Consider the following 13,559-nt stretch of genomic DNA (forward strand, 5'->3'; position numbering starts at 1 on the left):
TCGGGTTGTGAGTTTCGGGTTATAAATTAATAAATCGTAACCCGAAACCCTCAACCCGAAATTTATAGCTATGCTTCTACTAACTTATATAATTTATCAGACTTACGGATTTTGAATTCAAGTGGTAATGTGATCTGGTCTCCTTTAACAGCTTGTTCCGCGAATACGTCATTTACCATTAATTTATCCACTTCAAACTCTTTAACACCTGTTGTAGGGCCGGTAATCAACATTTTATCGCCAATTTTGATATCAAATGCTTCCAGTTTAAACTGAGCGATACCTGCTTTGGTGAAGTAATGTTCTCCGGTTCCAACAAAGAGTTTCTTGCGGGTAGCATGTGACCCTGGATGATCTTTTGTCCACTCGCCTAATTCCTGACCCAAGTAGTAGCCGCTCCAGAAACCACGGTTATAAACGGTTGCCAAACACTCCATCCAGTCTTCAACTTTTTCTTTTGAATAAGTACCTTCTTTATAGGAATCGATTGCCTCACGGTAGCATTTAATGGTAGTGGCTACATAATCTGCAGCACGACCGCGACCTTCGATCTTTAACACACTAACGCCTGCGTCTAATACTTTATCAAGGAAATTGATGGTACATAAATCCTGTGGCGACATGATATATTCGTTGTCGATTTCTAATTGGATTCCATCTTCATCTGTAACCGTATATTTTTTACGACAGTTTTGGCGACAAGCGCCACGGTTAGCAGATGAGTTATGTGTATGTAAGCTTAGGTAACATTTACCTGAAACCGCCATGCATAAGGCTCCATGACCAAAAATTTCAATTTCGACCAATTTACCTGAAGGACCTTTAACTTGTTCCTTCTCAATTGCTTCGGTGATTTTTTTGATCTGATTAAGGCTCAGCTCACGACTCAATACAACTGTATCAGCAAATAAAGCGTAGAATTTTACCGTTTCAACATTGGTAACGTTTACCTGTGTTGAAATATGCACTTCCATACCAATGCTGCGTGCAAACGCAATAACAGCATGGTCGGCCGCAATAATAGCCGTAATATCATGTTTTTTGGCCTCAGACACAATGTTCTTAACCATGTTCATGTCATGGTCGTAAACAATTGTGTTAAGCGTAATATACGTTCGGATACCTTTGGGTTTACAACGTGCAACAATTTCAGGAATATCTTCTAAAACGAAGTTTATAGAAGATACAGCACGCATATTTAACTGTTCAACACCAAAATAAACAGAATCAGCACCATTGTCGATAGCAGCCTGCAGCGATTCAAAATTACCGGCTGGAGCCATCAGTTCTATATAACGGTTCATATTGTCAATTACAAAAATAAAGCTTGCAAAGATACCGTTTTTAGGGGAGAGTTCATAGGTGGTTTAGTCGGGAGTCTGTAGTTGGGAGTTCTGAGTCAGTTTTGGGCCATAGTTCATAGTTCTTGGATCATAGTTCATAGTTTTGAACCATAGTCGATAGTCCATAGATCATAGTTCTAGATGGCTAAAGAGATTATGTCCTTTACACGTTTTTACTAGTAGCGTAGATTCCATCACGCAAATGCTATAGACTATGGACCATGGTCTATGGACAAAAACACCGCTATGAACTATGATCCATGATCCATGAACTAAAAAAACTCAAGACTCAGAACTTTGGACTCAAGACTAAAAAAAAGCTACTTACTCTTAAAATCAACTCCTGGATTTGCTGTTTGTATTTGCTGCTGAATGCCTGTTGCCCAGCTAACAATTGCATCTTTCTGTTGTTGGGTAAGTTTCGCGTCTGTATGGATCCATAGATAGGAATCTAGTGGCATCCAACCTTCGTGTTGTGATTCGATTACTTCATCAAGCTTATGATTTGCCTTTTTTGGTGTATAAGTTGTAAACTCCGAAAAGTTTAGATGACGTTTTCCATCGTTCACATGTTTTTGGAGCCACCAACCCACCGGTTGAATATTTGTATACCAAGGATAATTAGTATTGTTACTATGGCAATCCATACAGGCAATGTCCAATGATTGCTGTACATCGGCTGGAACTGAATATTGGGTTGCTATTGAGTTTGTAGAAGGAGTTTCTGCCTTGTTTTTTGAAGGACGAATAAATTGGATGATCACTAATAACGCAAGTAAACCATACAGAATCTTTTTCTTCTTTGTCATGATTAGTTGTTAATTAAGGTGTAAAGCAAAGATGTTTAATTGCTTTTGAAGAATCAATTCAAATAACAAATGTCAACCATAGTTGATCACCGGAAAAACAATAACTTTGAAGCCTTAATAAAGACAGAGAAATGATTATTGACTTAATACAGAACGCCGACAGGTATGCTCATTTAGGAGAGTTATTTATAAAAGGGTTTGATTATCTACGGAAAACGGATTTTCAATCACTTGAAAATGGCAAATACGAAATAGAAGGAGATCGATTGTTTGCGATCGTAAATGAATACGATACAATTGATGCTGCTAATGAAAAAATGGAAGCTCATCGCAAGTACATCGATATTCAGTACTGGGTTTCGGGAGAAGAAAAAGTTGGTCATGATATTTTAAAAGACCAGCCATTATTTAAGGAGTACGATGAAGAAAATGATTTTCTTTTAGCAGCTCACCAACCCCAATATTTCACCTTGATGCAAGCCGGAATGTTTGCCGTTTACTTCCCAACAGATCTGCATATGCCTTGCCTTACAAATGAAAAAATAGGAAGAGTGAAGAAAGTGGTTTTAAAAGTAGCGGTGATCTAGATGCTTAGATTTATAGCAGTGTAAATACCGTATTCTTAGATTGATTTGGCTTTTAATGCTTTTATGTATAATTTTAAATTGCAGATCGTGTTAAAGCCAAATATTCCACATTCATTACAGTAAGAAAGTCTCATTTATTGTTCATTAACAATTGTATTGACTGTTTTTTATAAAATAGATTACGAGCCTTTTCTATAATATTTTCAAATCGACTATTTATTCTGTTAAATTTCCTTCCTGATTGGCGGAGGTACTATTTTTTCTTTATTGAGGCAACTATTTAATTAATCGTTCCGTATTATCATTTGAAGGGAAAGCCAGACCATATTTCATCAAAAGCACTTCATTATTATTACCTATCAATAATTCAAACCATTTAAGGTTGTGTACCATTTCATCACTTAGGCATTTTAAAGTAAACATCATTGTTTTTTATTATTAAAGCCAATAAAAATGAAAATCGCAACAAAGAAATTCATGAGTATCCAGAAGGGTATTAATGGACGGTATAATTTCTATTTACCAGGTTTCTTTATCGTTTTACTGTTTTTTATCATTGCAGACCTTGGCTGTCAGAAGGATGCTGCTCTATCGGATGCACCCCCTGATGCTACGGGTTACCAAGAGATTGATCTGGTTGCAGATACTACATGTAATTCTGCAATAATTGATGAGAACCTTAAGAATGCATGGGGAATTGCAATCGGGCCTACAGGTGCATTTTGGGTTGTTGCAAATCAAACAGGGCTTTCAACTATTTATGATAGAAATGGCGCGGAACTGTTGGCTCCTGTTACGATTCCGTTCAATGGTGTGCCTAATGGAGGCTCGCCTACAGGCGTTATTGTTAATACCACAACCGATTTTGTGATCCCTGCTAATCAGCAGGCAAGTAAATTTATTTTTGTGGCGGAAGATGGAACGGTTACAGCATGGAGCTCCGGAAGCTCCGCTTCAACAGTTGCAGATCGGTCGTCAGACGAAGCAGTGTATAAAGGCGTGGCAATGGCAAATGATGGCGGTCAAAATTTTCTGTATGCAGCTAACTTCAAGGGAGGCAGCATTGATGTATTTGACAAGTCATTCAATGAGGTAACAACTAAGCCATTTGTTGATCCAACAATTCCTGCCGGCTTCGCACCATTCAATATTCAAAACATTGGTGGTATGTTGTATGTAACGTATGCCAAACAATTAGGTCCAGATAATGAAGATGATGAGAGAGGTTTAGGTAACGGGTATGTAGATATTTTTAAGCCAGATGGTTCTTTTGTAAAACGATTTGCTTCTAATGGAACTTTGAATTCACCTTGGGGAATGGCGCTTGCTCCAGATGGTTTCGGACTAGGCCAGAACATGATTCTTATAGGAAACTTTGGAGATGGCAAAATCAATATCTATGATAGTAACGGATCTTATCAAGGTCAATTAAAAGATGGAAGTACGGTTATTGCTATTGATGGTTTATGGGAAATCATTTTTCCGAAGAATAATATTCCCGCCGGAGATCAAAATCAGCTTTTCTTTGCAGCTGGACCGGATGATGAACGACATGGGCTCTTCGGATATATAAAGATGAGATAATCAAATTGCAAAACCTCCTTAATAAAAATCAAGCGACTGCTGTGAGTTCATAGCGGTCGCTTGTGCTTTTTATTGTTTGATTATTAAACATCAATGTTAGTTATAGATGTCTTTCAATCAGGATTTATAGCTCATTTAAAATAGCTTCAAATTCATTAGGCGGAATGATTTTTGTTTTTTTATAATTATCAAGTATTAACAAATCATTGTCTCCAGTAATTAAATAATCAGCTTTTGATGAGTCACACAAAACAAGGAGAAAATTATCCTTTGCATCTCTACATACATCAATAGTTGTAGTAAGTACGTAAGACTCTCCAATTGTTGAAAGCAACTTTAATAGATCAGCAACTTTATTTGAAGGAAAATATTTTGAAAGTTTAGGACGAGATGTTACAATTAAAATTTCTTGCAAAAGTTGATCACATACAGCAAGAATAACCTTTCGTTCGACTAATAAATTTGCAAGAGAACTTAGTTTTTTACCAATTAGAAAGCTTATCCAAATATTTGTATCGATGACAACTCTAACTTCATTTTTCTTTGGCATATAAGTCTGTTCTAACAGCTTCTACTTCCTCATTAATCGTATCCTCATCTAATTCATTTGTATTAAAAGCCGTCAGGATAGTTGTCAATTGAGAGTTAATAGCTTCTTTTTCTAACTCTTTAGAAAGTTTGATCTTTTCTTTTATTGGTAATTGCCGAACCAAATCAAGTATTTGATTGAAATTAAGTGATATACTAAATGTTTCTGCTTTCATTATTCTCTTGCTATATCTCCAAATTTACTAAATAAATAACAATTGCTAAGACTCGTAATCTTAGCAATTATTATCCTTAAATTTCCTTATGCAACTCCCTCAACACTTCTCATATCCACCGGAACAACCCTTGAAATACCTTGTTCAACCATTGTAACACCGTAAATAATATCTGTACTTGCAATGGTACGTTTGTTATGGGAAACGATGATAAACTGTGACTGATCCGAGAATTTACGGATAATGTTGTTGAACTTATCAATATTGGTATCGTCCAAAGGAGCATCCACCTCGTCAAAAATGCAGAATGGAGCAGGTTTCAATAAGTATAGCGAGAACAGAATGGCTGTTGCTGTTAACGTTTTTTCACCACCCGAAAGCTGGTTGATTGTTAAAGGGCGTTTGCCTTTAGGACGGGCAATAATATCAATATCTGACTCTAATGGATCATTAGGGTCCACTAGCACCAAGTCACACGAATCTTCTTCATTAAATAATGAACGGAATACCTTCTGGAAGTTATCACGTATTTGTGTAAAAGCTTCAAAGAATTGTGTTTTGGCAGTTTCATCAATCTCACTGATGGTATCCATCAACGAGTTTTTAGCATCGATTAAATCCTGTTTCTGCGTTAAGATGAACAGGTAACGCTCATTCATTTCTGTATATGCTTCCATCGCCATAGGGTTGATAGCGCCGAAATTATCTAACTGATTTTTAACCTTATCAGTTTTTTGTTTCAACTCGTCTTCACCCTCTTCCGGTAACGGTTGTTCCATCAGATCATCGATCTCAATGTTAAACTCAACCGATAAACGTTCCTTTAACGCATTCATGTCGATCATTAAATGCGTTTTTTTCTCACGGAACTGATTGATGATGGTTTCAAGATTATCCTTTTTCCGACGAAGTTCATTCAGCAATGATTCTTGCTCATTGATCTTACCTTTCGATTTGTAATAATCTTCTTCCGCCTCGGCCAATGCTTTTTCGAGCTCTTCTTTTTGCTCGTACATAGCTAACAGGTTCTCATCACCTTCATCGGTGTTTTGCAGTAATTCAGCAATTTTAGCTTTAGCTTCCGCAAGTTCAGTATGATTTTTCTCGATACGTTCAGATGCAACCTTTGATTGACTGTTTTTGTATTCGATGTCTTTCAGAATTACAGAAAGCTTGTTTTGCTGCTGATGGAAAGCAATATTCTGATTATTGAAATTGCTTGAATATTTAGTTACACTTTCAGAAATGATGTTAAACTCATACTGAAGCGTATTTAACCTTTTTAATGTTTCCTCTTTTTGAACAGAAAGTTCTTCCACCTGCGGATTGATCTCTGCCAATTGTTTGCGGTAACTATTGATTTTTTGTTCAATGTCTTCTTTACGCAAGTTAGAATTGTTGATAAAGTTCTTGTGCTGTTCCTGACGAGCCTCAAGCGTTACCAATTCATTGTTTAATTTGTTGAGTTCTTGTCGCAATTGAGCGATCACCCCTGATTTAGTGCTGCCTTTTAAGCGCTGCACATCTTCAGTTAAAAAATCTGTTTTACCTTTTAGTTCCGCAATAAGTGCCTGCAGCTTGGTGATCTCTTTTTGTAAGACTTCAAGATTCTTAGCACGACCGATACGTTTACCTTCAAATAATCCAACCGATCCACCTGCCATGCTAAAACGGGTTTTAGCGTATTTTCCCGATTTACTCAATACAACAAACTCACTGGCTGAGTTGGCTTTTACCACATTTTCCTCATCTTTTTCAGCCATAAAAACATTGTTCAACAAGAAAGAACATAGCTTTTGATACTTTTCTTCTGATTCGATGATGGATAATGCCGTGATACAGTTTTCGGGAGTGGCTTTGTTGTCAGTTGCTTCATAATTAGCAAAAGCATCTAAAACGAAAAAATTAGCACGACCGCGAGCTGCATCACTCAATAATTTAATAGCCGCTAAAGCCTCGTTGTGGTTTTGCACCACATAGTAATTCATGTAAGGCTCCAGGTAATTCTCAATTGCTATACGATAATCCTCCTTACAGAAGAAAACATCCGATAGGAGAGGCGCATTTTTAGCCCAGCTGGCATTTTTGCGAAGAAATTTGATCGACTCAGGATAGCCTTCTAAATTGTCGACCAAACTCTTTGTTAAGTTATATTCATTTTGCTTCGCATCGAGTGTTCGACCTTCCTGTGAAATTTTATCTTTCGTTTGCTGTAATTCAGATTCAGTTTCAACGATTCTAGCCTGAAGGGCTTCTTCCTCGGCAATGGTTTTATTCAATTCATCCTCTTTACCCGCAAACGACTCTTGGGTGCGCTTAATGGCAGAATTAAACTCATCTAATTCCTGCTGTTTTAATTGCGCTTCACCTTCATTACGGTTCAATTCCTGTTGTAACGATTCAAATTGAATTTCCAGAATATCCCGCTCTTTCTCGATCTTATAGATATCATCTTGCAAACTTCTATTTTTGGTAGTAAGACTGTCGACTTGCGTTTTGAGTTCTGTTTGTTCAGTTTTTTTATCTTCTAACTCAAATTTGAGATCTTCTAAAATCCGTTGAATGGTTGTCAAGGTTTCTTGTTCAGTCGCCCTGTTATCTTCCAATTGTCGAAGGGTTTCTTTGGCTCCTTCCAACCAGTTTCTGTCATTTACCAGCTCCGCCGATAAGCGAGCTTCTTTTTCTTGTAAATATTTTAGCTGTTCGTTTTTTACCTTCTTCTCATTTTCATACTGGCGAATACCGTTTACATAATCGTTAGTAGCTTTTTGTTGGATAGAAAGGTTTTTCTCCTTAACCAACGTTTCCGCTTTTTCAGCTTGTAAATGAGCCTCAACTTTATCGCTTTCAGTTTGAAAACCAATACGCTGGTCATTATGACTCACTTCTTGTTTTTCAATCTCTTCCAAAGAAGACTTAAATGATTGAATGCGGAAAGTAGCTAATTGGGTACTGACTTCTTTATATTGATCTTTCAGTCGGTAATAACGTTCAGTTTTCTTCGCCTGCGTTTCTAATGTCTTAAGTTGTTTCTCAATCTCGAATAAAATATCTTCAACGCGATTAAGATCTGCTTCGGTATCTTTTAATTTATTGAATGTCTGTTTTTTCCGGATTTTGTATTTAGAAATACCAGAAGCTTCTTCAAATAATGCACGTCGTGAGCCTTCTTTGTTACTCAACATTTCCTCAATCATCTTTAATTCAATGATCGAATAAGAGTCAGGTCCGATACCTGTATCCAGGAACAGATCGGTAATATCCTTTAATCGACAGGCAACGTCATTCAAACGGTATTCACTTTCACCGGTTCTGTATAGTTTACGGGTAATAGTTACCGAACTAAAATCGGTAGGAAGAACATTCTTGGTATTGTCAAATGTTAGCGAAACTTCAGCAAGGTTACTTGGTTTTCTACTTTTCGATCCGTTAAAAATGATGTTTTCCATTTTATCAGATCGCAGATATTTTGCACTCTGCTCGCCCAAAACCCACCTGATAGAGTCAACAACATTCGACTTACCACAGCCGTTAGGCCCCACAATGGCGGTAACTCCTTCGTCGAAATTGATGGTGATCTTATCTCCGAAACTTTTAAAACCTCGTACCTCGAGCTTAGTTAACTTCATGTAAAATAATAGTAAATGGCTGATGTTTAGTGGCTAATGAAATAAATAGAGCTGTAGGAATGACATCATTCCTATCTAAACACTATTTACGTTTCACTGCTCTATTACTCATCAAAGTAATTTGCGAATTTAACAGAATGATTTTGCCTGTTCAAAGGGTTTAAATATATTTACTAATTAAATTTTAGCCCAATTTTTTTATACACATTACTGATGGATTCATTAAAGGAGTTTTTACCGTTTTTAGTTTTTGCAGCCATAGCTATCATTAAGGGAATAAGTGAAGCAAATAAGAATAAAAAGTCAGAGGCTCCTAAAAAACAAGTGAATCAGCAACCCCAACAACCTCAACGTCAAACTTGGTCTGTTCCGGCCGGACAAAATGAGCGTAAGCAAACAACAGGTTCTCCTTATGAAAAGGTGGGCCCGTCGCCAGCAAAAAAATCTCCGTTTGAAATTTTAATGGAAGAATTTATGGAGATCAAGCCTCAGCCAGAACAATCGGAGCCTCAATATAAACGTAACTATCAGGAACCTCGTTATGAAAAACCGGTAGTTAAAGTTGAAACAAACGAAACTAAACCTGCAAAAGTAATTGCGTCAGACCTTAAAAATGTTGAACAACTACCGGAGGAAGTAGTAAAGGCGAGGGCGGCTCATGCAAAACATGGTCATGGCTACGAACGAATCGGTATGTTTCAAGAAGAACATGAACATGAAGTAGAGTTTGATCTGCGTGATGCTGTTATTAAATCGGTTATTTTAGAACGTTATAGCTCCTAGTAATTATTCAAGTTTCTTATCAACTGTGTTTTCTTGACGTTTGCCAACGAAACACTATAATTAGGATCATTCCTTGATCCATAACTATTCATAGTTGAATAGATTTCATACTATAATGCCACTGCTTTTTTGAAATTTATTTATTTGTGATTAATCCAACGTGCTATTTTCCAAAGGCTGCTAAATGGTAATTCATTCTCTTCTCTCACCTCTTAAATAGTGTAATCAACAATATTTAGTGTAGTGTAAGGGTAATTGCTGATTAAGTTGTCGTATTCCTAAAAGGGAACAAACCAAGAAATGAATTAACTGGTTGTCATGTTATTTATGCACTACATCCTGTTTTATTGAATAATAATAGGAGGATTGGTTACTTCGGTCGTAATAACGGATTTGTTCAAAATTTACTTATTTATCATTAGCTCATTATGATTCAGAGAAATTATCAGGCACAAGTAACCACCATTGATTCGAAACAACGCGATAAAAGTTATTTTGAAGTACTAGAACCTCGCATATGGTCAAATTTTAATGCATTAATTGCTTATCCTATTGTATGTATTTATCACACCCTGCACCAACTTCTGTATAAAATCATTTATTTGTTAAGCATGTTGCCATTAGGTGTATTGAATGTGATTGAGCGGATTCTTTATTTCCTTGTTTTCAACGTATTCCATTACCGTAATAATATTGTATTACAAAACCTATCCCGTTCATTTCCTGAAAAATCATATGCCGAAATAAATGAAATCAGCAAAGGTTTTTATAAGTATTTTTTAACCCTGTTTATGGAAATGTTTAAAATGATATCCATTTCCGAAAAACAAATGTTAAAACAATTGCATGTAATTAACCCTCAATTGTTAGATGAATACAGTAGTCAGGGAAGAAATATCATCCTAATGTTAGGTCATTATGGAAATTGGGAAAGCCTTAATATTTTACCAAAATACTTTTCACTCGACTTTTATGCAGTATATAAACCGCTATCGAATAAGTTTTTTGATAATGTAATCAAACGCATGCGTTCACGTTTTGGAATGAAATTGCTTCCAATGGATCAGGCAGCACGTTTTATGTTGTTAAATAAAGAGCAATCAAATGCTTATATTCTGATTTCGGATCAATCTCCTACTGCAGAAGCGAAATACAGTTCAGTTTTTTTGAATCAACCTACTTATTTATTTACAGGAGTAGAAAGGCTGGCTAAGGCTATCAATGCAGTAGTTATTTATGCAGAGTTAAATAATACTAAAAAAGCACATTGCTGGGAGGTTTCCTTTTCTGTATTAACAGAAACTCCAATGGAAGAAGAATCATTTGGAATAACACAAAAGTTCACGAAACGCCTTGAGCAAACGATTAACAATAATCCTTCGTACTGGTTATGGTCGCACAAAAGGTGGAAACACAAACCCCAGTTATCATAAAGGGAGACTTACTTAGACGGATCAACGTTAGTATCAGCTTTATTAAGCATGTACTTTTACATTGATCCGGCTTATTACAAAAACTAATACTCCACAAACAGCAATAACCGACATCATGGGTATGGGAGTTCCATTATGTAATGCACTGATAGAAGCTGATGCTAGCACTCCAAAGAACATTTGCATAGCTCCCAATAGGGCTGAGGCAAAACCGGCATTTTTAATAAAAGGCGATAAGGCAATGGCAGAAGCATTTGGATTGATAAAACCATAACATCCTACAAAGAAAAATAGAATGATAAGTACCAGTATAAAATGAGCAGATAAAGAAACGGCTACGATAAGGGAAATGCCACAGGAAATCATTGCAATAGAAGCGGTTTTTATGATTTTTACTCCTTCAAACCATCTCAATAATAATCGGTTTAACTGGCTGCCTCCGATGATCCCAACTGCATTTAGTCCGAATAGAATTCCATAGTTTTCAGGTGAAATGTGATAAACATCCATGGCTAGGAAAGGGGAGCCTGAAATATAAGAAAATAAGCCTGCCGACATTAAGCTTCCCAATACACAAAATTTTAAGAAAACTGGATTCTTTAATACGAGGAAATATTCTTGCAGAATTGGGATAAGTTTGATCTGAATGGTCTTGTCTGCCGGCTTACTTTCGGGTAAGAAAATGATGACCATTATAAAAATGGCCAGTGAAATAGCTGCCATTGTTATAAAAATGGATTGCCAGCCACCCAGTTTTAGCATAAAACCACCAACTGTTGGTGCTATAATCGGAGCAATACCCATTACAAGCATCAACATTGAAAATACTTTTGCTGATTCAGTGAGCGGGAATATATCTCGCACCATGGCTCTCGAAACAACCATTCCGGCGCATGCTCCAAAGGCTTGTAAAAAACGCAATAATATTAATTGTTCAGCCGAATGTACCAGTAAACAACCCAATGAAGTAAGCATGTAAACCAGCATTCCTAATATCAATGGTTTTTTTCTTCCAAAACGATCAGTAAATGGACCGTAAATTAATTGCCCGATAGAGATTCCAATGAAGAAGCTTGTTAGTGAAAGCTGTATAGTTTCTATATTGCTGTTAAATGACTTTGCTAACGACGGGAACGCCGGTAGGTACATATCAATTGAGAACGGACCGATTGCTGTTAATAATCCAAGTGTTAAAACAACTAAGAATTCTTTGCGTTTAAATTGCATTTGTTATGAATGTTCTTTACAGAAGTGTGCAAAGGTAATTAATCAAAGCTCAGGTGATACAACAAATATTAATTCGTTAGCTTTAAAATAATATCAGAGAATGATATTAAACTATTGACATAATAACTAAGAATACCTTACAATTGAATAACAATTTTAAATTATGGAATACAGAAAATTAGGTAATTCGGGCTTGCAAGTAAGTGCACTATCTTTTGGAACCTGGCTAACCTTCGGAAAACAAATAGACGATAAAACGGCTGATTCATTATTAAGCGTAGCCTATGAAAATGGAGTTAACTTTTTTGACGGTGCAGAGACATATGCAAGAGGGAAAGCTGAAGAAGTTTTAGGTAAAATCTTAAAGTCTAAAGACTGGTCGAGGAGCTCTTATATTGTTTCGAGTAAAGTGTTTTTTGGTTGGGAAAAGGATCTTCCAAACCAAAGAGGTCTATCGAGAAAGCATATTTTTGAAGCCTGTGATGCAGCCTTAAAACGGTTTGGATTAGATTATCTTGATCTTTTTTTCTGTCACAGACCCGATAAAAATACGCCTATTGAAGAAACCGTTCAGGCGATGAATACTTTAATACAACAAGGTAAAATTTTGTATTGGGGAACATCAGAGTGGAGTGGGATAGAGATTGCATTGGCTCATTATTACGCCGCTAAAAATGGATTAATTGGTCCGTTAATGGAACAGCCTCAATACAATATGTTTGAAAGGGAGAAAATGGAGAAAGATTATCAACTGCTTTTCCGTGATTTTAAAATGGGAACAACGATCTGGTCGCCATTAGCTTCTGGATTATTATCTGGTAAATACAATAATGCCAGTCCGCAGGACACCCGGTTATTTATTGAAGGCATGGATTGGTTGAAGAACAGAACATTGGCAAAAGATCGCATTGAAAAAGCAAAACGCTTAGGTCAGCTTGCCGATAGATTAGAAATTCCAATGCCACTTTTAGGACTCGCATGGTGTCTGAAAAATCCAAATGTAAGTACAGTAATTCTGGGCGCTTCAAAAGTAGATCAGTTGAAGCAAAATCTTCAGGCTCTAGATGTTGTGCCGAGGCTAACAGATAAAGTGATGAACAGCATAGAAAATATATTACGTAATAAACCTGTATTGCCGGAGTATTAGATTTTTTGATGATTACACCGATTATAGTTTTGGATTACACCGATTATTTTGATGATTACACCGATTGAGGTTGGATTAATGGATAGCGCGTAGGGGATTACTACAAACAATAAAGCCTTCTTGCATTAACAAGAAGGCTTTAATTATATTTAGGATAATGTTAATCAGTCAAAGATCAATTAATCCAAAAATTATCAAGAATCCACTTAATCAATGAAATCACAGACCATCTGCGTAATCAAATAAAATCGGT

At 36.4% G+C, this 13,559-nt stretch carries 12 protein-coding genes; 5 read left to right on the forward strand and 7 right to left on the reverse strand.

Annotation, left to right across the window (positions count from 1 at the left end; all coding sequences use genetic code 11):
* Positions 1 to 68: 68 nt before the first annotated feature.
* Positions 69 to 1,304 (reverse strand): peptidase U32 family protein, encoded by a 1,236-nt coding sequence (locus SOLCA_RS06300; protein ID WP_014679610.1) that lies wholly within the window; start codon positions 1,302 to 1,304, stop codon positions 69 to 71.
* A gap of 359 nt (positions 1,305 to 1,663) precedes the next feature.
* On the reverse strand, positions 1,664 to 2,152 hold the full coding sequence (locus SOLCA_RS06305) for a heme-binding domain-containing protein (protein WP_014679611.1): 489 nt from the start codon (positions 2,150 to 2,152) through the stop codon (positions 1,664 to 1,666).
* A gap of 131 nt (positions 2,153 to 2,283) precedes the next feature.
* Here SOLCA_RS06305 and SOLCA_RS06310 point away from each other — a divergent pair, with 131 nt between their 5' ends.
* Positions 2,284 to 2,739, forward strand: a complete 456-nt coding sequence (locus SOLCA_RS06310) for a YhcH/YjgK/YiaL family protein (RefSeq protein WP_014679612.1) — start codon at positions 2,284 to 2,286, stop codon at positions 2,737 to 2,739.
* A 276-nt stretch (positions 2,740 to 3,015) separates the two neighbouring features.
* On the opposite strand, the gene SOLCA_RS23075 is transcribed toward SOLCA_RS06310, so the two are convergent.
* Positions 3,016 to 3,165, reverse strand: coding sequence for a hypothetical protein (locus SOLCA_RS23075; RefSeq protein ID WP_014679613.1), 150 nt, complete (start codon positions 3,163 to 3,165; stop codon positions 3,016 to 3,018).
* A 27-nt stretch (positions 3,166 to 3,192) separates the two neighbouring features.
* Between SOLCA_RS23075 and SOLCA_RS06315 the strand changes: the two genes are divergently transcribed.
* Positions 3,193 to 4,323, forward strand: a complete 1,131-nt coding sequence (locus tag SOLCA_RS06315; RefSeq protein WP_014679614.1) for a TIGR03118 family protein — start codon at positions 3,193 to 3,195, stop codon at positions 4,321 to 4,323.
* 124 nt (positions 4,324 to 4,447) lie between these two features.
* Here the strand turns inward: SOLCA_RS06315 and SOLCA_RS06320 are convergent, their stop codons facing one another.
* From SOLCA_RS06320 to smc, 3 genes are all read right to left on the reverse strand, one after another.
* Positions 4,448 to 4,873, reverse strand: coding sequence for a putative toxin-antitoxin system toxin component, PIN family (locus SOLCA_RS06320; protein WP_014679615.1), 426 nt, complete (start codon positions 4,871 to 4,873; stop codon positions 4,448 to 4,450).
* Positions 4,857 to 5,087 (reverse strand): type II toxin-antitoxin system VapB15 family antitoxin, encoded by a 231-nt coding sequence (gene vap15 / locus SOLCA_RS06325; RefSeq protein WP_014679616.1) that lies wholly within the window; start codon positions 5,085 to 5,087, stop codon positions 4,857 to 4,859. Before vap15 ends, SOLCA_RS06320 begins: the two co-directional genes overlap by 17 nt.
* An 86-nt stretch (positions 5,088 to 5,173) precedes the next feature.
* Positions 5,174 to 8,716, reverse strand: a complete 3,543-nt coding sequence (gene smc / locus SOLCA_RS06330; RefSeq protein WP_014679617.1) for a chromosome segregation protein SMC — start codon at positions 8,714 to 8,716, stop codon at positions 5,174 to 5,176.
* Positions 8,717 to 8,929: 213 nt separating this feature from the next.
* On the opposite strand from smc, the gene SOLCA_RS06335 reads away from it, so the two are divergent.
* Together SOLCA_RS06335 and SOLCA_RS06340 are read left to right on the forward strand one after the other, a co-directional pair.
* A complete protein-coding gene (locus SOLCA_RS06335; protein ID WP_014679618.1) occupies positions 8,930 to 9,499 on the forward strand; it encodes a hypothetical protein in 570 nt (189 codons plus the stop codon).
* 428 nt (positions 9,500 to 9,927) lie between these two features.
* Positions 9,928 to 10,932, forward strand: a complete 1,005-nt coding sequence (locus SOLCA_RS06340; RefSeq protein ID WP_014679619.1) for a lysophospholipid acyltransferase family protein — start codon at positions 9,928 to 9,930, stop codon at positions 10,930 to 10,932.
* Between the two features lie 42 nt (positions 10,933 to 10,974).
* Here the strand turns inward: SOLCA_RS06340 and SOLCA_RS06345 are convergent, their stop codons facing one another.
* Positions 10,975 to 12,159, reverse strand: a complete 1,185-nt coding sequence (locus SOLCA_RS06345; protein WP_014679620.1) for a multidrug effflux MFS transporter — start codon at positions 12,157 to 12,159, stop codon at positions 10,975 to 10,977.
* A 163-nt stretch (positions 12,160 to 12,322) separates the two neighbouring features.
* Here SOLCA_RS06345 and SOLCA_RS06350 point away from each other — a divergent pair, with 163 nt between their 5' ends.
* On the forward strand, positions 12,323 to 13,306 hold the full coding sequence (locus tag SOLCA_RS06350) for an aldo/keto reductase (protein ID WP_014679621.1): 984 nt from the start codon (positions 12,323 to 12,325) through the stop codon (positions 13,304 to 13,306).
* The last annotated feature ends 253 nt before the right edge of the window (positions 13,307 to 13,559 follow it).

The sequence above is a fragment of the Solitalea canadensis DSM 3403 genome (assembly GCF_000242635.2).
GTDB lineage: Bacteria > Bacteroidota > Bacteroidia > Sphingobacteriales > Sphingobacteriaceae > Solitalea > Solitalea canadensis.

Bases quoted from the DNA above. Each gene is read 5' to 3' on its own strand.
- SOLCA_RS06300 (WP_014679610.1), bottom strand. From the start codon at position 1,304: ATGAACCGTTATATAGAACTGATGGCTCCAGCCGGTAATTTTGAATCG.
- SOLCA_RS06305 (WP_014679611.1), bottom strand. From the start codon at position 2,152: ATGACAAAGAAGAAAAAGATTCTGTATGGTTTACTTGCGTTATTAGTG.
- SOLCA_RS06310 (WP_014679612.1), top strand. From the start codon at position 2,284: ATGATTATTGACTTAATACAGAACGCCGACAGGTATGCTCATTTAGGA.
- SOLCA_RS23075 (WP_014679613.1), bottom strand. From the start codon at position 3,165: ATGATGTTTACTTTAAAATGCCTAAGTGATGAAATGGTACACAACCTT.
- SOLCA_RS06315 (WP_014679614.1), top strand. From the start codon at position 3,193: ATGAAAATCGCAACAAAGAAATTCATGAGTATCCAGAAGGGTATTAAT.
- SOLCA_RS06320 (WP_014679615.1), bottom strand. From the start codon at position 4,873: ATGCCAAAGAAAAATGAAGTTAGAGTTGTCATCGATACAAATATTTGG.
- vap15 (WP_014679616.1), bottom strand. From the start codon at position 5,087: ATGAAAGCAGAAACATTTAGTATATCACTTAATTTCAATCAAATACTT.
- smc (WP_014679617.1), bottom strand. From the start codon at position 8,716: ATGAAGTTAACTAAGCTCGAGGTACGAGGTTTTAAAAGTTTCGGAGAT.
- SOLCA_RS06335 (WP_014679618.1), top strand. From the start codon at position 8,930: ATGGATTCATTAAAGGAGTTTTTACCGTTTTTAGTTTTTGCAGCCATA.
- SOLCA_RS06340 (WP_014679619.1), top strand. From the start codon at position 9,928: ATGATTCAGAGAAATTATCAGGCACAAGTAACCACCATTGATTCGAAA.
- SOLCA_RS06345 (WP_014679620.1), bottom strand. From the start codon at position 12,159: ATGCAATTTAAACGCAAAGAATTCTTAGTTGTTTTAACACTTGGATTA.
- SOLCA_RS06350 (WP_014679621.1), top strand. From the start codon at position 12,323: ATGGAATACAGAAAATTAGGTAATTCGGGCTTGCAAGTAAGTGCACTA.